Origin of the sequence: Micromonospora sp. CA-269861 (assembly GCF_050948505.1) — a bacterium.
Classification (GTDB): domain Bacteria; phylum Actinomycetota; class Actinomycetes; order Mycobacteriales; family Micromonosporaceae; genus Micromonospora.
Genome location: NZ_CP192014.1, coordinates 2577501 through 2596340, shown reverse-complemented (window position 1 = coordinate 2596340; position 18840 = coordinate 2577501). Strand labels below are relative to the sequence as shown.

Annotated in this window: 16 protein-coding genes, 1 tRNA gene and 3 pseudogenes; 9 read left to right on the top strand and 11 right to left on the bottom strand. The window is 67.3% G+C overall.

Annotation, left to right across the window (positions count from 1 at the left end; all coding sequences use genetic code 11):
- Positions 1-218: 218 nt before the first annotated feature.
- Positions 219-1199, bottom strand: a complete 981-nt coding sequence (locus tag ACQP0U_RS11930; protein WP_433318351.1) for a helix-turn-helix domain-containing protein — start codon at positions 1197-1199, stop codon at positions 219-221.
- A 67-nt stretch (positions 1200-1266) separates the two neighbouring features.
- On the opposite strand from ACQP0U_RS11930, the pseudogene ACQP0U_RS11925 reads away from it, so the two are divergent.
- A pseudogene (locus ACQP0U_RS11925) lies at positions 1267-1413 on the top strand (transposase family protein); the annotation flags it as partial.
- A 15-nt stretch (positions 1414-1428) separates the two neighbouring features.
- Here ACQP0U_RS11925 and ACQP0U_RS11920 read toward each other — a convergent pair.
- A complete protein-coding gene (locus tag ACQP0U_RS11920; protein ID WP_433321383.1) occupies positions 1429-2160 on the bottom strand; it encodes a helix-turn-helix domain-containing protein in 732 nt (243 codons plus the stop codon).
- A 248-nt stretch (positions 2161-2408) separates the two neighbouring features.
- Complete coding sequence (locus ACQP0U_RS11915; RefSeq protein WP_433318349.1) at positions 2409-3575, bottom strand: PucR family transcriptional regulator; 1167 nt, start codon at positions 3573-3575, stop codon at positions 2409-2411.
- 315 nt (positions 3576-3890) lie between these two features.
- Between ACQP0U_RS11915 and ACQP0U_RS11910 the strand changes: the two genes are divergently transcribed.
- Positions 3891-4295 (top strand): hypothetical protein, encoded by a 405-nt coding sequence (locus ACQP0U_RS11910; RefSeq protein ID WP_433318347.1) that lies wholly within the window; start codon positions 3891-3893, stop codon positions 4293-4295.
- Between the two features lie 53 nt (positions 4296-4348).
- On the opposite strand, the pseudogene ACQP0U_RS11905 reads toward ACQP0U_RS11910, so the two are convergent.
- Positions 4349-4685 (bottom strand): annotated as a pseudogene (locus ACQP0U_RS11905) (cellulose-binding protein); the annotation flags it as partial.
- 1455 nt (positions 4686-6140) lie between these two features.
- Between ACQP0U_RS11905 and ACQP0U_RS11900 the strand changes: the two are divergent.
- From ACQP0U_RS11900 to ACQP0U_RS11885, 4 genes and pseudogenes are all read left to right on the top strand, one after another.
- On the top strand, positions 6141-7016 hold the full coding sequence (locus ACQP0U_RS11900) for a hypothetical protein (protein WP_433318345.1): 876 nt from the start codon (positions 6141-6143) through the stop codon (positions 7014-7016).
- A 244-nt stretch (positions 7017-7260) separates the two neighbouring features.
- Positions 7261-7314 (top strand): annotated as a pseudogene (locus ACQP0U_RS11895) (SEC-C metal-binding domain-containing protein); the annotation flags it as partial.
- A 513-nt stretch (positions 7315-7827) separates the two neighbouring features.
- The gene (locus tag ACQP0U_RS11890; protein ID WP_433321381.1) at positions 7828-8778 is read left to right on the top strand and encodes a hypothetical protein; all 951 of its coding nucleotides are present in this window, start codon (positions 7828-7830) and stop codon (positions 8776-8778) included.
- 91 nt (positions 8779-8869) lie between these two features.
- Complete coding sequence (locus ACQP0U_RS11885) at positions 8870-9736, top strand: hypothetical protein (RefSeq protein WP_433318343.1); 867 nt, start codon at positions 8870-8872, stop codon at positions 9734-9736.
- A 381-nt stretch (positions 9737-10117) separates the two neighbouring features.
- Here ACQP0U_RS11885 and ACQP0U_RS11880 read toward each other — a convergent pair whose 3' ends face one another.
- Entirely contained in the window at positions 10118-11059 is a 942-nt protein-coding gene (locus ACQP0U_RS11880; RefSeq protein WP_433318341.1) for an NAD-dependent epimerase/dehydratase family protein, read from the bottom strand.
- On the opposite strand from ACQP0U_RS11880, the gene ACQP0U_RS11875 reads away from it, so the two are divergent.
- From ACQP0U_RS11875 to ACQP0U_RS11865, 3 genes are all read left to right on the top strand, one after another.
- Positions 10985-11551: a DUF3987 domain-containing protein gene (locus ACQP0U_RS11875; RefSeq protein ID WP_433318340.1), complete on the top strand. Its 567-nt coding sequence runs from the start codon at positions 10985-10987 to the stop codon at positions 11549-11551. The two genes, ACQP0U_RS11880 and ACQP0U_RS11875, sit on opposite strands and share 75 nt — an antisense overlap.
- 456 nt (positions 11552-12007) lie before the next feature.
- Positions 12008-12190, top strand: a complete 183-nt coding sequence (locus ACQP0U_RS11870) for a helix-turn-helix transcriptional regulator (protein ID WP_433320783.1) — start codon at positions 12008-12010, stop codon at positions 12188-12190.
- Positions 12190-13395, top strand: a complete 1206-nt coding sequence (locus ACQP0U_RS11865; protein ID WP_433318338.1) for a tyrosine-type recombinase/integrase — start codon at positions 12190-12192, stop codon at positions 13393-13395. The genes ACQP0U_RS11870 and ACQP0U_RS11865 overlap by 1 nt, the downstream gene beginning before the upstream one ends.
- An 84-nt stretch (positions 13396-13479) precedes the next feature.
- On the opposite strand, the gene ACQP0U_RS11860 is transcribed toward ACQP0U_RS11865, so the two are convergent.
- From ACQP0U_RS11860 to ACQP0U_RS11835, 6 genes are all read right to left on the bottom strand, one after another.
- Positions 13480-13553, bottom strand: a tRNA-Pro gene (locus ACQP0U_RS11860).
- 201 nt (positions 13554-13754) lie between these two features.
- Positions 13755-15158, bottom strand: coding sequence for a ribosome biogenesis GTPase Der (gene der, locus ACQP0U_RS11855; RefSeq protein ID WP_433318336.1), 1404 nt, complete (start codon positions 15156-15158; stop codon positions 13755-13757).
- Positions 15159-15234: 76 nt separating this feature from the next.
- Positions 15235-15915, bottom strand: coding sequence for a (d)CMP kinase (gene cmk / locus ACQP0U_RS11850; RefSeq protein ID WP_433318334.1), 681 nt, complete (start codon positions 15913-15915; stop codon positions 15235-15237).
- Positions 15916-16110: 195 nt separating this feature from the next.
- Entirely contained in the window at positions 16111-16881 is a 771-nt protein-coding gene (locus tag ACQP0U_RS11845; RefSeq protein WP_433318332.1) for a pseudouridine synthase, read from the bottom strand.
- Complete coding sequence (gene scpB, locus ACQP0U_RS11840) at positions 16868-17815, bottom strand: SMC-Scp complex subunit ScpB (RefSeq protein WP_433318331.1); 948 nt, start codon at positions 17813-17815, stop codon at positions 16868-16870. The genes ACQP0U_RS11845 and scpB overlap by 14 nt, the downstream gene beginning before the upstream one ends.
- Positions 17808-18803 carry a segregation and condensation protein A gene (locus ACQP0U_RS11835; RefSeq protein ID WP_433318329.1) on the bottom strand — a complete coding sequence of 332 codons (996 nt, stop codon included), beginning with the start codon at positions 18801-18803 and terminating at the stop codon, positions 17808-17810. Before ACQP0U_RS11835 ends, scpB begins: the two co-directional genes overlap by 8 nt.
- Between the last annotated feature and the right edge of the window lie 37 nt (positions 18804-18840).

Genomic DNA, 18840 nt, shown 5'->3' with positions numbered 1-18840 from the left:
TGTCAGCCGCCGCTGCGGCCTAGATGATGCTGGCTGCATGAAGTGATCGATGTACTTCCTCGCGCTCCTTCCATCGCGAAAACACGGACCGATGTAACACGCTCAAGTGAACCTTCTTCCGTAAGGCGGAATCAGATTCAACCCTGACTGAGCGGACTTCCTAAGATAAGAGTGCACGCCACAGCCGGGTCTGTCGTTACTGGTAAGCGCACAAGTCTTTAGTCTGCGCGTACTCTCGCGCACTGCTCGCGGTACTGGCGTGGCGAAAGGCCGTAGGCGCTGCGGAACGCCTGGCTGAAGTGCGCCGGGCTGGTGAACCCCCACTGGGCGGCGATCGTGTGGATCGGGCGCGCGCCTAGTTGGGGGTTGGCGAGGTCGCGTCGGCACTGCTCCAGGCGACGCTCGCGGACCCAGCCGGCGACCGTGTGCCCTTCCTCGTGGAACAGCTTGTGCAGGTATCGCAACGAGATGTGATGCGCTACGGCGATCGCGTCCGGTGTCAGGCGCGGATCGCCCAGATTCTCTCGGACGAAGGCGTGGATCTGAGCCATCAACGCTCGCCGTTGGGTGTGGGAGGGCACCGCGCTTTGGACGTCCAGCGCGTTGGCCAGTGCCGCTGTCAACACGTCAATGGTGAGGGTGGACAGCCGGGCGGCGTCCAACGGACTGAGTTCGTCCATGTGCCGGGCAAGGCGCAGCAGGAATTGTGAAGATAACGCGCCGATGCCGTGGGCGCCAGGGATGCGAACTGCGCTCAGGCGCCGCAACTCCCGAGGGGGCAACGGCAGTAACGAGCGCGGGAAGCGCAGGAGCAGCAGCTGACTAACTGGCGCATCCCGGGTGAATTCGGCCACGTAGGGCCGGGAGGTGTCATACAGAATCAGGTCCCCCACGCCGAAATCTGTGCGCTGGCCGTCTTGCGTGATCATGCCGCCACCGCGCACAAGGCAACCCAGCTTGAACACCTCGGGATCGGCCTGCCGAATGAGCTTGGGAGTACGGTGGACCGAGTGCGGCATCGTGGTCATTAATGTCGCCTGCACGGGACCGAACTCGCTGATTCCGACCTGAGCCCGAAATCCGGGCTCCCACTGCGATTCACAGCGTAAATCGTAGGGCACCCAGAGCTTCGAGTTTACCTCGCGCCAGAAGGCGAACCCGTCTTCAACCGGGACCTCGGTGGTGCTGACTACGTCCATGACTCACCTTCGCGCTGTCGCTGCAGGGGTCAGACCACGATAGCTTGGCGTCGATATAGTGGCGTTCGACCGAGTCGCGGACCAGCGGCCGTACTACTCCGGCAAGCACAAGCGCCACGGAGTCAACGTGCAGGTCATCGCGGACTGCAAGGGACGCCTCATCTGGGCCTCGCCGGCCCTGCCCGGCGCCGTGCACCCAGCGCTCGGCGAACGCGTTTGCCCGCGGTGCCTACGGCGGAGTCTTGGTCACGTCGATGCCCGCGGCGGTGACCACCGCGTCGAAGGCCGCCGTAAATTTTGTGTCCCGGTCGCGGAGCAGGAACCGCAGTTCGGCCACCCGCTGGTCGAGGTTCATCAGCAGGTAGCGCGCCTGCTGCGCTACCCAGGCGCCGTTCGGATGGGCGGTCACCCCGACGACGTGGACCTGGCGGGTGGCGATCTCGACGAAGAACAGCACGTAGACCCGCTTGAACAGCACGATGTCGACCGTGAAGAAGTCACATGCCAGCATCGTGTGGGCCTGGGCGGTCAGGAACTGTCGCCAGGTAGGCCCGGACCGCCGCGGCGCGGGGTCGATGCCGGCCTGGTGGAGGATCTTCCACACGGTGCTGGCCACCACCTGATAGCCCAGGCCGACCAGCTCACCTTGGATGCGCCGGTGCCCCCAGGCCGGGTTCTCCGCCGCCAAGCGCAGCACCAGCCCACGGACCCGGTTGTCGACGGGCGGCCGGCCCGGCCGGGCATGCGGGTAGGTCCATCGTCGGGCGACCAACTCCCGATGCCACCGAAGCAGTGTCGCTGGGGTGACGAAGAACGCCGACCAACGCGGGCGGGGCAGCAGCCGCGACAACACCGCCAACACCACCCGGTCGGCGGGTTGAAGATCTGGGGCGGTGCACCTGTCGGCGCAGCAACGCCACCTGATGCCGGAGTACCAGAACTTCCACGTCCTTGGCCCCACCATCGCAGGCGAGCTGGGACAACATCTGTAGAACCTGGCGAAGCAGCAGGTACATCAGCGATGTGCTCATGGCCTTCATCGTGTCGGCCAGGTCGATGTCGAGCGAACTGCAGCTCAACCGGCGTAACCCAATTCTCGAGCCCCACAGGCCCGTCCGGCATGATCAGCTCGCTGCAGGTTTCGATGCGTCTCGGTAACAAGCTGAGCTACATCAGTATGAAGAACATGGAGCTCACCCGGCTGCTGATCTAGCCGGCGAGGATCCGGGCGACGGCGGTGCTCAGCACGCGTACGCCGCGGGTCGAGCCCGCCTCCAGCCCGGTCAGGTCGCGCACCCGGGTCAGCCGGTAGTCGAGCGTGCGCGGGTGGATGCACAGCGCGGCCGCGGTGTCGAGCCGGTTCATGTCGTGCTGGTAGTAGGCGTCCAGCGTGGCGACCAGGTCGGGGCCGGCGTCGAGTTGCGCCGCCACCACCTGGAGCCACTGCCCGACCTCCGCCAGCCGGGCGGCGCCCAGCTCGGCGAAGACGTCGGTGACCGTGTACGCGTGGCGCGGCACGGCCCGCACCGGTGCGACCTCGCTGACCTGCCGGGCCAGCGCCACGGCGTCGCCGAACGCGCGCACCCGCCCGGGCGCGGTGCCGGCCGCGCACGGCCGGCCGGTCATCGAGGCCACGTCGCGGGCCAGCGCGAGCCCGCGCTCGACCGCCGGCTGCCGGCCGCCCGGCGAACTGGGGATCAGCGCGACCACCTCGTGCGGCTCCGGCCAGCTCAGCGGCATCCAGTGCGTCTTCAGCAGCGCGCCGGCGAACTCGTCCCGCGCCGCCTGGTCCGGCCCGGACGACCCGCCGGCCACCCGGACCACCGTCGCGACGACGTGGTCGGGGACCGGCATGTGCAGGCCGCGCGCCAGGTCGGTCGCGCTGTCGTCGCCGGCCAGCAGCATCACCGTCAGCAGCCGCACCTGGGCGGCGGTCGCCAGCGCGCGCCGCTGCCCCTCGATCCAGCCCCGGGTGTACGCGCCCTGGGCGGCCAGTCCCGCAGGAGCCAGCCAGGCGAGCGTGTGCATCGTCGCGGCGATGTCGTTCGGGCCGGCCGCCTCGTACACCTCGCGCAGCGTCAGCCGGGTGTGCACGAGCAGCACCTGCCGCTGCGCGGTCAGGGTGAGTCCCTTCTCGCCGCGCTGGCGGCCCATCGCGGCCATCAGGTCCAGATCCTGCACGCGGAACGGCGCGCTGTCCGCCGCGAGGTCGACCGTGCGCTGACGGAGGAAGACCGCGAAATCGAGCATCTCCGACCGCACCCGCGGCGTGGCCGCGAGGTTGCGGTATTCCAGCAGCTCCTCCTGGTAGGCGTCCACCGCCCGGCGGGCGTTGTCGGCCACTCGCTGCCGCCACAGGCTGAACAGACCGCCCATGCCGGTCAACGGTAATCGATGCGTTTCGGCCACTCCGCCCGGTTGACGCGGACCGGACAGCCTTGCGGACATTCGCAAGAACCGGGGTACGCCGGCGACCCGGTTCTCGCAATATCACGAAGACCCCGCCACCGGCACCCTGGAACGCTTCGCCATGGACGTCAGACGACGGCCCGGCCGGGTCGGGCGCGACCAGGTACGCGCCCCGGCATCCGCAGATCCCACAGCAATCGAGAGGTGGTTCTGGTTATGACATGGCGTAGTCGACCCTCCGCCGGAGCACGATCCAGCATTCTCCGCGCATCCAGTCTGCTGTTGGCCGCGACGGCGATGCTCGCCGCGTTCATGGCCGCACCGTCCGCGGCGGTCGCGGCACCCGCGCCGAGCGGCGATGCGGCTGTCGCCGCCATCGGAGCCGTGCGGGCATCGGCGAGCTCCGCCGGCACGTTGAGCGTCAGGACGTCGACGGCGGCCGCCGCCTCACCGGCGAAGGGCGGCGGTTTCTCGGTGATGTCGGGCTCCTGCCCGTACGCCGGGCAGTACATCGACCCGTGGCTGATCGTGTTCCAGGGCTGCACCCTCACCGGCCAGCCGACGACCGCGGTCAGCGCCCGGTGCTCCAACGGGGCCACCCTGGGCCCCGTGCACGTGCCGCCCGGCGTCTACGACATCTATGTCGACTGCTACCCGGCGTTCTTCAGCTCGCTCACGTTCATCTGATCGGCCCACCCGGCACGGATCCCGTTGCGGGATCCGTGCCGGCGGTGCCGGTCTCACGGCAGCGCGTCCAGGTGCGGCCCGACCGTGTTGGCGAAGCGGTTGCCGTTCGTCACGTCCCAGTTGACCGACCAGGTCATCGCGCCGCGGATGCCCGGGTAGGTGCGCGGCGGCTTGAACGAGCCGCAGTTGGTACCGCGCGGGCCAGGCAGTCCAGCGCCGCGTTGACCACGCTCGGCGACACCACGCCGCCGCCCGCGGCCCCGGCACCGGCACCGGCCGGCAGACCGAGCGCGGCCTGGCCCGGCCGCAGCCCGTTCTCCAGCTGGATGCAGGCGAGCGCGACGATGAAGTTGACCGTCCCTGGGTGTACGCCGCGTTCTGGTCACAGCCCTTGTGCTGCGGTAAGAAGCCGCCCGGACGGGCAGGTCATCCGCTGGTGCTCGCCTGCCAGCTCTGCAGCAACTCCCTTACCTACTGGCGCAGAGACGAGATCGACGGGACGCAGTCCAGCACCCACGTGTGATCGGGCGGACCAGACCGGGAAGGGCTGGGAAGAGTGAGCCTGGGCTGCGAGTCTGCACCCCTGCAGACCTTTCGATCGCTGAATGTCGTACGCCGCCGCTACCTTGTCGCGTCATGCGCTGGTCGAAGTTCGCCGGAGCCAACAGTCGGTACACCCCCAGGTGCGAGGACGGGGTGTGCGCCCTTACCGGTAACGCGTCGGATCCGGCAGCCAGTAGGACCTCGTAGGCCAGGCGCGACATGGATTCGGTCGCGTCTGCGCAGCCTTCGTCCGCACGGAGCAGTTTCGGCAGCCGCCGTTCGGCGCCTGTCGGCGCGGCAGGCCCCGCCATCCCGTGTGGTCTCCAGCTCGTCCAGGTCCGGGGCGGCAGCGCGATCATCGGATTCGGCTCGACGGTCGCCTCGCGTCGGGCGACGCTTGCCTCTCGGGCGGCTGCGGCCGCCGTACGGCGGGCTTCGTCGAGCGTCTGTTGGGCTTGTGCTAGCAGCTCGTCTGCGTCTCGTTGGGCTTGCTTGACGATCTCCGCGGCTCGGCGTAGCGCGCCGTCGCGGTAGCGCTCCGCGTCAGCCACAGCGCCCGATTGCCCGGCTCCACCAACACGTTGGGCCGTCGATGAACGGCCACGCCGTCTCGGAATGGCAGCCAGACCCCCTCCTGACCATCGACGACGTCGCCGCTTGGCTGGGCAAGCCCAAGAAACACCCAGCGCCGCAGCACAGCTTGGACACTCCCGCGGGGAGGTCACCGCCACGTACTACATCGCCAAACCCGCCCAAGCCCCCGACGTCTCGGACATCCTCGATTGCCCAACGATGCGCAGGGATGACGAACCTGGTTGCCCACCACAGTAAATGGGGGGTTTTCGGGGGGCGGTTCAAAACCCCATAGACAAACTTGAAGCCCTGACCAGCGTTTCCGCTGGTCAGGGCTTCTTCTCTGTCGGGACGGCCGGATTCGAACCGACGACCCCTTGACCCCCAGGACGCTTCGCCACACGTCCACGCACGTCACACACGCTATCCCCGAGGTCAGGCCGTGCGGTCCGACGTCGTGCCGCGCACCATCGCGCAGGCCGTTTGGTCCCCGCTTGGTCCCCGGGACGTTGACACGCTCGATGACCGCAGCGCATGGTCTAGGCGGCGTGGACATGGGCGAAAGCCACTCGGCGATGACTTGACTTGACCTGCGCCGCCCTACCGTCCGGCACGTCCAGGAACTGACGGCCGCCGACCGTCGCCTTCCATCCATCGCAACTGGCACGCCAAGGGCACGCGGACCGTCCGGGTCCCCTAGATGTCGGCCCAAGCCCGTAACCTTGCCCGGTGACCGAAGGCCCAACCTTCCAACGGCTAAGTGATCGGCTGGCGGGCCGATCGACCGACTCTGCGCTTCACGATGGTGTCCCGGCGTGGCTAGAAGGACCCATCAGACAGTGGCTGCGCAACGCGCTAAAGGACGAGGAAGCCGCAGCCCGCCGGGTCTGCCTCCGTCTCCGCCTCAAAGTCAGGACGCAGGAAAGCTTTGCATCGCGGCTGGCGAACGCCGAGCAGGACGAGTTGCTAGACGTTGTCGACGCCGTCCTGCAAACTCACCCAGGCTGGGACCGGCCTGCCAATGACTACAACGCCCACCGCGTACGGGGCAGCTTCGAATTCTGGGTTGACCGACTCGTTGAGCTTGACGAAATGCTGGACGACAGTGGATCTCTCTACCGGATTGAGACAAGGCAACTCGTTCGTAGAGTGGATCAAACCGTGGAGACCGCCTTGGACACTGTTACCTCAACTGCTCCCGGTGGATCTTCCGAGCATTTGCGCTCCGCATGGGTCGCCGCGTATGGCCGTGATCCCGATCCCGACAAAGCGTTCAACGAAGCGATCCGGGCGGTCGAAGAGGTCGCCTGCCCCTTGGTGGAGGAGAAGAAAGCCGGGAGCAACAGATCGACCCTCGGCACCGTGATCGGTGAATTGAAGAACGCGGCACAAAAGTGGAGACTCGTTCTTCCCGACAAGGACGGCAATCCTCGTACCGCCGAGGGCATCGTGACTGCGATGGAGACACTCTGGAACGCCCAACACTCCCGTCACGGCGGAGGACCAAATTCTCGCCGCCAGAACCAGGACGAGGCAGAGGCCGCTGTGAGCCTGGCGGTGTTCTTGGTTCAGTGGCTGTCGACGGGTGTGCTGCGGAAGGCATAGTCGAAGCGCTACGGGATCACCTCGTCGGGCAGTGGCAGGCAGTCCAGCCCGGCGAGGTGATCCTCCATGGCTGATCTCTGAAGAGGGCGGGGTGGAGCAGAGCCACCCGAGGTCTTCGAATCCGGCCATTCAGATATTGCGGCAGTCCGGCTCGGCCGACGCCGGCCGCAGGTCGGCCGGACCGGCCCGCCCAAGACGCGCGCCATGCGCGTGCAACTTGCGGTCACGTGCCATCATCGGCGGGATGGACCCGCTTTCGCCACTAGGCCGCAACGAGCTATGTTGGTGCGGCTCGGCCCGCAAGTACAAGAACTGCCACGGCGGCTTGCGTGCCAGGTCTACACCGGGTGAGGCTGTACCGCCCGATACTGATGAAGTTTTCTGGCTGGCCCCGCACACTGCGCTGGCGAAGTCTGCCTTAACGATGCCGCATGGGGGCGCACCGATCACCCTTCCCACAGGCCAGCCCGAAGCACGACCCGTGGCGGTAGCGGAATCCGTCGCGACGCTTCTTGGCACTCCACCGCCAGACCACCCATTTACAGCGACCTCGTTGGGCGTGCATCGCTTCGAGGTATTCGCGCATAACGGCTACGAGGCAGGCGCGAGGATCCAAGACCGCGACGGACTTAGCTACGGGATTCGCGACCTTGCTTTGGCCGCTTTACGCCTCTTAATCGAGTTGTCGCAACGAGGTGAGGATCGCCCGATGATCCTTTGGGCGGAAGATGCGGAGCCCGTGCGACTGCTAGGCCAGACACTCCTATGGTCCGACCACGTTTGCGTATCGGATGATGTATTCGATGCAATCATGAGCGATCGACCCGAGGAAGAGTTACGGCGAGCCATTGCCGCGCAATACCGATTACGGCCTCTAATCGAGGCCGGAGTAGTCATACCTGTACCAACCGAACTTGCATTGGCGGCACGGGGTCAAGCTGTCCAACGAACGACGGCCGGCGATCTATCCAATACCGATATCACAGAATGGGTTCGGAGTCAGCTTATTTTCGAAGGGCCGACGGCGCGTGAGGCGCTGTTCGTAACCGCCCGTGATGACATCGAACAATTCCCCAAGTTCTGGCTATACTCCCACATCGACCGATCCGGCCCTGAGGTTGTAGACGCGAACGGCAGATTTCGCACACAGCTGTTGAAGAAGTACGACCCGGATCACGACTATCGGCCCTGGATGAAGCTAGTATCCGACCAAGCGACTGCCTACTACGTGCAGCGACTGAACGAACGATTATTAACCGGCGACCTTTTTGCTGCGGATTACCTCACCCGATCTCCTTTTGAAGCGCGGCTCTTGCGCCTCAAAGGGGGAGAGATGACGAGCCCAGCCCACGCAGCGCTATGGGCAAACGTACCCGTTCTACCCGAAGCCGACCCCAGGGTACTAGCACGAGCTGCCGCCGAGGATGAGGCGGTAGAAGATTTACGTGTCCAGATTCGCAGTGCTTTACACGCGGCACGAACAATCGGCGAAAAAGCTGACGCGCTAAGTAATCTCGCTGATCAGCTTGCCCACGCGGGGAGACAGCTAGACCGCGCTGTCCGAACAGAACGACGATGGCAAGTAATCGGTCCGGCGATCGCGGGGGCGGGAGCCCTTGCCCTAGGGGCGGCCGGCGGCCTGCCTGGCATTGCCGCAGGGGCTCTTAGCATGGCCGGATCCTTGCTGCCATACATCGCTGCCCGTCGAAACCGCCAGCATCGAGCCGCCTTTCTCTTTTACTCGACGCAGCGGCGACGGTAGAAGCAACGAGGTGCCATCTGGTCATCCGACGTCGCGAGGAAATAAACCAGCAGTTGCGTTACCACTGCCAGAGAGATAGTTGGAGGCCCTTGTGAGAATCGTTGTTTCACCCGGCGGACCACGGCAGGACGGCGATGGAAACAAGCGGTATCGGCCGGTGATGATGGACTTCGACGCCCGCGCTAACATTTTGGCGACCGAGGTCCAGGATGACTGGGAGCCGAGCATACGTGAGCAGATGTATGAAAATCAGGCGAAGATCCGACGAGAGTTGATTGCGCAGTTCGGTGAGCAGGGATTCGACGCGAAGCTACAGAACTTTATCGACCTTGGCGCCAAGCCTTTCTCTATCCTCGCGTACCATAATCAGTTCCTAGAGCAGGCACGCTTCGCGTTCATTATTGGCGCCTATTATCCTGCACTCGTAGGTGCCTGCACCCTAGGCGAACGCATTCTCAATCACCTTGTCATAAATCTACGCCAGGAATTCACGACTTCTCCTCACTACAAGCATCTCTACAAGAAGAGGTCTTTCGACAACTGGCCGAAAATGATAGATGCGCTACGCGATTGGGAGGTGCTGCTGCCGCCGGTGGTCAACGACCTTATCGCATTGAACTCCATCCGAAATAATTCAGTACACTTCCGCCATGAACTCGACAAAGACGCACGAGAACCGGCCCTAGAGGCCATCCGCCTACTTGAGCGGATAATTGATGGGCAGTTTTCGGCCTTCGGAACCAATCAATGGTTCATTCCTAACATCACCGGGGCATCGTTCCTTCGCCGAGAGGCGGAGATCCTGCCGTTCATTCGACTCGTCTTTATTCCGAACTGCTTTTTGATATCGAATCGACATCAGATGCACTTCACGTATGACGGCGTGATGATCACCGATGAGTTTTCGGATTCTCGACGTGAACTTACCGACGAAGAGTTTGCTTCGGGCGAGTTCTAGACGCTCCGCCGGTCCCGCAATGATGAGCGCTGGTCGTTGTGCGCGCGGGCTCCGTCGATCCACCATTCTCGTGGTAGGCGCCACAGCAGTCCGTCGCAGTAGTCGAGGGGGCCGCCTGGTTCGGAGGACTGCCGCGACAGGACTGGGCCTCTAGCGCCAGGGCCCACAACCACCAATCTGGCGACACTGGGATTGGCGACAACCAGGGTTGTCGTCGCGCACGCCAGCTCGGCGAGCACGGCCACGCGCCCCATGACGCCCGCTCGTCTCCACCTCGTCACCGATCGTGGACGATCTGCCCAAACCCACGCACCCTCCCGCCAGGTTGCTGCGTCGACGCCCCGCCGCGATGTGCCGGTCAGTTACAGCGGGCGGCAGGGACTAGCCTCGCGGCCAGGCCTCCCAAGCGTCCGCAAGGATCTCACTCAGCTTTGACCTTGCAGGGGTCCAATCAAGAACAGTGCGAGCGCGGCTGACGTCGGCGATCAGGTTCGGCGGTTCGGGCTTAGGCGGTTGACGGTGGACGGTGACCGGATGGCCGGTGACCTGTTCAGCGGTGGCTACCACGGTGGCCATGCTCGTCCCGATGCCTGAGCCGAGGTTGATGGTCTGGCTGGCGCCCGGCGTGCAGACGGTCAGGGCGAGCCGGACTCCGGTAGCGACGTCGGCGACGTGCACGAAGTCCCGCACCGCCGCACCGTCGCCGTTCAGGGTTACGTGGTCGAGTTCTCCGGTGATCGCGCGGAAGACGTTCGGGATAATCCGTGCGGGGTCGGTGTCGGTGACGCTGTCGACGGCTCCGGCGATGTTGAAGGGCCGGAGGATGACCGCGCCGATTGCTCCGGTCGCCGCATACGCCGCGACCATGTACTCAGCCGCGACCTTAGAGGCCGCGTACGGGCTCTCAGGGTGTGGGCCGAGATTCTCGGACAGTGCGCCGTGCTGCTGCGACCCGTAGACGATGTTGGTGGAGGCGAAGACCAGCGAGGCCGGCGCAGTTGTCGTCCGCGCGGCGTCTAGGGCCATGAGCAGGTTCAGGGTGCCCGTCGCGTTGACGTCGAAGTAACCCAGCGGGTCAGCGAACGAGTCCCGCCCGCTGGTCGACGCCGCAAGGTGTACGACTCCGTCGTACCCGCCCTCCTGAACGATCTCAGCGACCCGCGCACGGTCCCGAATGTCTCCCTCTACCAGCTGCACGCCCCTAGGCGGGGTGCGGTCACCGCGGGCCCGACTCAAGACCGTGACCTGGTGCCCGGAGGTAAGCAGGTCGCGGGCAACGGCGCGGCCGAGGAATCCGAGGCCGCCGGTTACCAGTACGTGCACGACATGCGGGAATGGGGCAACAAGCTCTCCGGCGCAACGCTGCGCCTGGCCGGGTTGCTGCACGTCGCGCACCACCCCGCCGACGCGTGGCGACGCCCGATCGATGCCGACCGGATGGCCGACGCGGTGAGGCTCGCCGAGTTCTTCGCCGCGCACTACCGGGCCGCACTCACCACCATCGGCAGCGACAGCGCCATAGAGAACGCCCGGTACCTGCTCGGCGTCCTCACCACCAGAGGCATGACCACCTTCACTCGACGCGAGGCACACCGCCGGGTAGCCCACAAGTTCGCCAAGTCCGATGAAGTCGCCGCCGTACTGGCCGAACTGACCGCCCTCGGCTGGGTCCGCTCCGGGCCGGACGGCCGCTACGAACTGCATCCTCGCGCCACCGGCCAAAGACCGGAAAGTGCTGACAGCCTGACAACGCCCATGACCGGCGACGTTTCCACATCTCAAAGCACACGGGAGGCTGTCAGCACCCCCACCTGACGGCACCTGACAGGTGCTGACAGCACCCCGCCGGCACCCACCGGTGTCAGCAACTGTCAGCACCTGTCAGGTGGCACAACTGACGGGTCGACACCCCTATCAACCTGCGGAAACGATGCCCGGAGGCGTGATTGTCAGGCTGTCAGCACCCGGCCCGACTCTTCCCAGCCACCCGCGCCATCCGCATGGTCACGACACTCCGAGAAACGGCCCGCTGAGAGCCACACAGGCGGTACGGCCCTACGCCGTACACCAGCCCCGTCCGAATCTTACGCCTACGGCGCTCTCAGCGGGCCGTTCTACGCCCTTCTGCCGCACCACCACACCGACCCTCCGCAAGCGACCAGCGTCAACCGAAAGGCTCTCACCGTGCGACTCGTGACGCAGAACCCTACGCCGGAAAGGCACGCCGCACCGGAAGCGGGCGGCACCATCCGGCTTTCGCCCAAGCTGTTCATGTCCACCGAGGACCTTGCCGAGCTGCTCGACGTCGACCCGTCGACCATCCGGCGGTGGCGTACCGTTCCGCCCTTGCAGGGTCCGCCGTTCATCCAGATTTCCGACCGCGTGGTGAAGTACGCGACGGCCGACGTCGAACGGTGGCTTTCCGCCCGCCGAGTCCAGCCGAAGGCAGCCTGATGGCACCTCCGCAGCAACCGCCGATCGGCGTGCAGCTCGCCTCCGACGTCGAGATGCGAGCAGGTCGGGATCGTCCCTACCGGGCGCGGGTCCGGTGGGTCGACCCAACGACCAAGCGCCGGCTGTCCAAGTCAACCTCGGTCGCGACACCGGAAGAGGCGCAAGCGTGGATCGACGCAATGGTCAGCGCGGCTCAAGGAGGCGTCGACCCGCTCGCCGCGACAAAGCGACTGGCCGAGTACGGCGAGAGCGTGATGACGCTGGCGCTGCGCGGCCTGGAACGGAAGACGTTAGACCCGTACCTTGCCGGGTGGCGTAAGCGGGTGGTGCCGGCCCTCGGCCACATCCCGATCCGAATGATTACCAACGGTGCGGTAGACCGGGCCGTGCACGGCTGGATTGCCGACGAGTGCAGCCGGTCGACGGTCAAAAACAGCCTTGCCGTGCTGGTCCGAGTGATGCAACAGGCCGTGCGGGACGGCATCATTGCGCGAAATCCTGCTCAGGTCACCGGGTGGCAGCGCGAATACCAGCGGGCAGAAGACGAGTTGGACAACCCGCGCACGCTGGCGCTGCCCCACTGGGAAGCCCTGACACGACTCGCCGCCGCACTGGTCGAACGGTCCACCAACGGGTTTCCCGGTTGGGGCGACGTGACGATTTTCGCCGCGTGCACGGCCGCGCGGATCGGCGAGGTTTCCGGCGTCCGCGCCGAGGACATCGACCGGGAAACGTGGATGTGGACCGTGCGCCGGCAGACCACGCCCGGCCCCGGTGGCCTCATCGACAAGGGCACCAAGGGAAAGCGCGCCCGCATGGTGCCGCTGATTGAAGAGGTGCGACCGATCGTCGCTCGCCGCCTGGACTCGGTTGCCGAGCCGCACTCTCGGCTGTTCACCGGGCCGCGTGGCGGACGGATCAGCACTGCCGTCCTGCGGCACGCGACCCACTGGGATGAGGTGGTAACGAAGCTGGGCTACGAACACCTGCGCCGGCACGACCTGCGGCACACCGGGCTGACCTGGATGGCCGACGCCGGGGTCCCGGTGCACGTGCTGAGGAAGATCGCCGGGCACGGGTCACTCACGACAACACAGCGGTATCTGCACCCCGACCGGCAGTCGATCACAGACGCTGGAACAGCCCTCAGCGCTCACTTGAAGGCCCGCCGGTCCCCAAGTGGTCCCCAGCTACGCGCCGTCTAGATCAGCAATCCCCTACTGTTCCAGTACGAATTAGAGGCCGTTGACCAGGGAGAATATCCCGGTCGACGGCCTCTTTTCGTACTGTCGGGACGGCCGGATTCGAACCGACGACCCCTTGACCCCCAGTCAAGTGCGCTACCAAGCTGCGCCACGTCCCGCCCCCGCGCGGTTTCCCCCGCGGCAGCCGGTACAGCTTAGCGCAGCAGCTCCGGGTCGTCCGCACAGGCCCCACCGGCGTCGCGAAGCAGCCGAACCACCGCACAACCCCTAGAGCGTCCTAGGAGGGTGGGGTTGGGGAGGGAAATGCCGGATGGGCAGGGGCGCCCATCCGGCATTTGGCAGAACTGGACTGGACTGGGTCAGCCGTGCGCCTTGCCTCGGCCGCCGGGGCCGAGCTTCTTGCGCGGGCGGACCGAGATCTCGATGGGGCTGCCCTCGTACCCGAATTCCTCGCGGAGCTTGCGCTCCACGAAGCGCTGGTAACCGGCGTCCAGCGGGCCCGTGGTGAAGAGCACGAACCGCGGCGGCGCCACACCGGCCTGCGTCGCGAACAGGATCCGCGGCGCCCGCCCACCACGCACCGGGTGGGGGGTGGCCTGCACCAGCGCGGTCAGCCACTGGTTGAGGTGCGCGGTCGGCACGCGGGTTTCCCAGCTGGCCAACGCCTTGTTCAGGGCCGGGGCAAGCTTGTCCACGGCACGTCCGGTCATCGCCGACAGGTTCAGCCGGATCGCCCAGGGGATGCGGCGCAGCTCCCGGTCGATTTCCTTGTCCAGGTAGTACCGACGGTCGGCGTCGACCAGGTCCCACTTGTTGAACGCGATGACCAGCGCCCGGCCCGACTCGGTCACCATCGACAGGATCCGCTGGTCCTGCTCGCTGATCGGTTCGCTGGAGTCCAGCAGCACGACGGCCACCTCGGCGGCCTCGATCGCGCCGGCGGTACGCAGGCTGGCGTAGTACTCGGTGCCGCTGGCCTTGCCGACCCGCTTACGCAGCCCGGCCGTGTCGACCAGCTGCCAGGTCTGACCGCCGATCTCGACCAGGCTGTCCACCGGGTCCACAGTGGTGCCCGCCACCGAGTCGACGACCGCCCGCTCCTCGCCGGAGAACCGGTTGAGCAGGCTGGACTTGCCCACGTTCGGCCGCCCGACCAGCGCCACCCGGCGCGGCCCGCGCGGACGGTTCTCCACGATCGCCGGTGCCTCCGGCAGCGCGGCGAGGATGGCGTCCAGCAGATCACCGGAGCCGCGTCCGTGCAGCGCGGACACCGGGAACGGCTCACCGAGGCCGAGCGACCACAGCGACGTGGCCTCCATCTCGATGGAGTTGTTGTCGGCCTTGTTCGCCACCAGGATCACCGGCTTGGCGCTGCGCCGCAGCATCTTCACCGCGGCCTCGTCCACGTCGGTGGAGCCCACCATCGCGTCGACCACGAAGAGCACCACGTCGGCGGTGACGACCGCCGTCTCGGCCTGCGCCGCGATGGCCGCGGCCCGGTCCTTCGCGTCCGGCTCCCAGCCGCCGGTGTCCACGACTGTGAATGCCCGGCCGTTCCACTGCGCGTCGTACGGGACCCGGTCGCGGGTCACACCGGGTACGTCCTCGACGACCGCCTGCCGGCGGCCGATGATCCGGTTGACAAGCGTTGACTTGCCCACGTTCGGGCGGCCGACCACGGCCACCACCGGCTGCGGGCCGCTCGGTTCCTCGACGGCGACGTCGGGCTCACGAAGCTCGACCCACCCCACACCCTCGCTCATGCCGCTCCTCCGCTTCGCTGCGGACCGTCATGAGACACAACCGCACTGAACCCGATGATTCGCTCGCTACGCTCGCTCATGCCACGCCCCGCTCGGTGAGCAGGTCGCGCATCCGCGCCACTACCTCGTCGATGCCCAGCTCGGTGGTGTCCAGCACCACCGCGTCGGGCGCCTGGGCCAGCGGGTTGACCTTGCGGGTCGAGTCGAGACGGTCCCGCCGGGCCAGGTCGGCGGCGGTGGCCGCCACGTCGGCGGCGTCCTCGGCGCTGCGCCGGGCCGCACGGGCCGCCTCAGAGGCGGTCAGGAAGACCTTCAGGTCGGCGTCCGGCGCCACGACCGAGCCGATGTCGCGGCCCTCGACCACCATCCGACCAGCGTTGGCAATCATTTCGCGCTGCCGGCGGACGAGCAGCTCACGGACAGCCGGCACGGCGGCGACGGCGGAGACCGCTCCGGTCACCTCGGCGCCACGGATCTCCGCGTCCACGCCCACACCGTCGACGGTCACGCCGTACCCCTGCGGGTCGGTGCCGATGCGCAGATCGACCTCGCCGGCGACCTTCGCCACCGACGCGGCGTCGGTGAGGTCCACGCCGGAGCGCAGCACGGCCCACGTGATCGCCCGGTACATCGCTCCGGTGTCCAGGTAGCGCGCACCGATGCTGGCGGCGAGCCGCCGCGACACGGTGGACTTACCCGAACCGGACGGCCCGTCCACGGCGACCACACATCGCCCGAACCGTACGTTTTCCTCCACCGTGTCCTCCTCAGCCCGTACCTCACGGATCGCCCGGTGAGCTGGCGCCGCAAGCGGTTGTCAATCGTCATCAATCATGCCCGGGTCCCTCAGCGAACCCGCGCGCGACGCCGCCGGAGGCGACCCACGCCACCCGGGCGACCGCGTCCCGGCCGTCGGTGGAGCCTACCGGCTGCCGTACCCCGAACTCGGGGGTCAGTCACCCACAGCGTTGAACAGGGCGGCGACCTCGGCGTTGGTCAACCGGCGGAGCCGTCCGGTCCGCAGTTCACCAAGCCTGATAGGACCGATCGAGGTACGCACCAGCCGGGTGACCGGGTGTCCGACCTCCTCCATCAGGCGTCGGACGATGTGCTTGCGGCCCTCGTGCAGGCTCAGCTCCACCTGGGCGCTTTTGCCCAGAGTGTCCACCACCTTGAACGAGTCGACCTTGACCGGCCCGTCCTCCAGCTCGACGCCGGCCAACAGCCGCTTGCTCAGGTTGCGCGGAATCGGCCCGACCACCTCGGCGAGGTAGGTCTTCAGCACCTCGTACGAGGGGTGCATGAGCTTGTGCGCGAGAGTGCCGTCGTTGGTGAGCAGCAGCAGCCCCTCGCTGTCCGCGTCGAGCCGCCCGACGTGGTAGACCCGCTGCTCCAGCCGGGCGCCGATGAAGTCAGCCAGCTCGTTGCGGCCCTTGTCGTCCGCCATGGAGGTGACCACCCCACGCGGCTTGTTCATCGCCACGTAGACCAGCCGGACGTCGACCTGGAGGCGCTCCCCGTCCACGTGGATCACGGCGACGGCCGGGTCGACCTTGTCGCCGAGCTTGGCCACCCGCCCGTCCACGGTGACCCGGCGGCGGAAGATCAGATCCTCGCAGGCGCGCCGGGAACCCACGCCGGCGGCGGCGAGCACCTTCTGCAGGCGCTCAGCCCCCTCGAAGACGGGTGCGTCGGGTTTCGGGGAACGGTTATCGGGTCGCATCAGCAAGCTCTTCTACGTCGTCGGGCAGGAAGGGTGCGAGGGGCGGCAGCTCGTCGACGGTGTTCAGCCCGAGCTTCTCCAGGAACAACGTGGTGGTCCGGTAGAGGAACGCCCCGCTGTCCTGTTCGGTGCCGCACTCCTCGACGAGGCCACGGGTGACCAGCGTACGGATGACACCGTCGCAGTTCACACCCCGGATGGCTGAGATTCGCGAGCGGGTCACCGGCTGCTTGTAGGCGACCACGGCGAGCGTCTCCAGCGCCGCCTGGGTCAGCCGCACGGACTGCCCGTCCAACACGAACCGCTCAACGTACGTAGCGTATTCCGGCCGGGTGTACAGCCGCCACCCACCGGCCGCCCGGCGCAGCTCGAACCCGTGCCCGGCCGCGGTGTACCCGGCGGCGATCTCGTCGAGCATCGGACCGACCCGCTCGGGGGACTGCTCCAGCACCTGGGCCAGCACCAGCTCGCTGACCGGCTCGTCGACGACCAGCAGGATCGCCTCCAACGCGCCGCGCAGCTCGGTGTCGGACAGCTCGGGCGTGGGCTCCGGCGCGGCCGTCACCCGCCGCCGTCCCGCCAGCTGCCTCCGGGGTACGTCCCCAGCACCACCCGACTCCCCCGCCGTGCCCTCCGTCACTCCACCGGGAGCCGGCCCCGCCGTGCTCTCCGTCACCGCACCGGGAGCCGGTCCTGCCGTGTCGCCCGTCACTGCACCAAGAGCCGGCCCCGCCGTGTCCTGCGCGGCGGAGACAGCTACGGACTCGGGCTCCGGTCGGGGTGGCGCCACCTCAGGTTCTTCGACGACGGGCGGCGCGGCCGGCTCGTCCGGGGTGGAGGTGTCCTCGGCGGCGGGCGGGCGGGGGCGGTCCCACGGGGGAACCCAGGCGGCAGCCTGGTCGGCCAGTGAGTCCTGGCGTTCCTCGTCACTCATCCCGCTCACCCTCCGTCGTTCCCGTCCCGTCCGGCCCGTCGGCCTCCCCCACCGGCGCAGACCCAGCCGCCGCCAGCGCAGGCCCAGACCCGACCGGCTCGGGCCCGGGCGACTCCGGCTCGGCCCCCACCGACTCCGGGTCGGCCGGGGTGCCGGCGTACTCGTCAACGTGCAGCTCGGTGTCGCCGTCGGCCGGGCCGGTCCAGCGCACTGTCAACTCCTCCAGCGCCTGCTCCTGCACGAAGGACACCAGGCCCTCCCGGTACAGCTCCAGCAGCGCGAGGAACCGGGCCACCACCTCAAGGGTGGCCTCGCAGTCGGCGCAGAGCAGTGAGAACGCGGCCGTGCCGGCCCGGCGCAGCCGGGCGGCGAGGATGGCCGCGTGTTCTCGGACACTCACCCGGACCATGTGCACGTGGGCGATGGAAACCTCCGGCACCGGCTTCGGAGTCATCGCCTTCACGGCCAGCTTCAGCAGCCGCTGGGGGCCGATGCCGAGCACCAGGTCGGGCAGCGCCTCGGCGTAGCGGGGTTCCAGGCTGACCGCGCGCGGATACCGTCGGCCGCCAACGGCCTCCAGCTCGGCGATGTGCGCCGCCGCCTCCTTGTACGCCTTGTACTGCAACAGCCGGGCGAAGAGCAGGTCCCGTGCCTCCAGCAGGGCGAGGTCGGCCTCGTCCTCCACCTCGGCGGCGGGGAGCAGCCGCGCCGCCTTCAGGTCGAGCAGGGTCGCGGCGATCAGCAGGAACTCGCTGGCCTCGTCCAGATCCCAGTCGTCGCCCATCGCCCTGATGTAGGCGATGAACTCGTCGGTGACCGTGTGCAGGGCCACCTCGGTGACGTCGAGCTTGTGCTTGCCGATCAGTTGCAGCAGCAGGTCGAACGGGCCGGTGAAGTTGGCCAGCCGGACCGTGAACCCGGCGGGCTGCACACCGTCGACCACTGCCGCAGCGGCGGTCTCGGGCGGGTCGAGGGGTGGCGCGGTCACCGGACGACCGTAGTCCACGAGGCGGGCACCGGGCGTT

What these genes read in the sequence shown, in the direction of transcription:
- ACQP0U_RS11890 (WP_433321381.1), top strand. Translation starts at nt 7,828, where the DNA reads ATGAGCGATCGACCCGAGGAAGAGTTACGGCGAGCCATTGCCGCGCAA.
- ACQP0U_RS11870 (WP_433320783.1), top strand. Translation starts at nt 12,008, where the DNA reads ATGTCCACCGAGGACCTTGCCGAGCTGCTCGACGTCGACCCGTCGACC.
- ACQP0U_RS11930 (WP_433318351.1), bottom strand. Translation starts at nt 1,199, where the DNA reads ATGGACGTAGTCAGCACCACCGAGGTCCCGGTTGAAGACGGGTTCGCC.
- ACQP0U_RS11915 (WP_433318349.1), bottom strand. Translation starts at nt 3,575, where the DNA reads ATGGGCGGTCTGTTCAGCCTGTGGCGGCAGCGAGTGGCCGACAACGCC.
- ACQP0U_RS11845 (WP_433318332.1), bottom strand. Translation starts at nt 16,881, where the DNA reads ATGCGACCCGATAACCGTTCCCCGAAACCCGACGCACCCGTCTTCGAG.
- der (WP_433318336.1), bottom strand. Translation starts at nt 15,158, where the DNA reads ATGAGCGAGGGTGTGGGGTGGGTCGAGCTTCGTGAGCCCGACGTCGCC.
- scpB (WP_433318331.1), bottom strand. Translation starts at nt 17,815, where the DNA reads ATGAGTGACGAGGAACGCCAGGACTCACTGGCCGACCAGGCTGCCGCC.
- ACQP0U_RS11865 (WP_433318338.1), top strand. Translation starts at nt 12,190, where the DNA reads ATGGCACCTCCGCAGCAACCGCCGATCGGCGTGCAGCTCGCCTCCGAC.